Below are 236 nucleotides of genomic sequence, written 5' to 3'. Positions count from 1 at the left end.
ACTAAAAACATCGCCATTGGCTTTTAATACTATCGTTTTAACATTTTCATCACCATCTGCTCTTAATAAATTGGCAGTTAGCAGCTCAATTAAAATTGGATCTAGGGCATTTCTTTTATCGGGTCTATTAATAATAATTTCAGAAATGCGATTTTCAACTTGATAAATAACTAATGTTTCCATTTTTAATTAAGTTTCAGTGTTACGGCTTTCTGCTTATTCAATATATAGGTATT

The 236-nt window shown here is 29.2% G+C and carries 1 protein-coding gene; it reads right to left on the bottom strand.

The window, feature by feature from the left end:
* Positions 1–183 (bottom strand): enoyl-CoA hydratase/isomerase family protein (locus tag AC23ME_RS21150; protein ID WP_487729706.1); only part of this gene is annotated, 183 nt, incomplete at its 3' end.
* Positions 184–236 lie beyond the last annotated feature (53 nt).

Source organism: Pedobacter sp. T50_32, from assembly GCF_057652195.1.
This window is presented reverse-complemented; position numbering and strand designations above follow the sequence as displayed.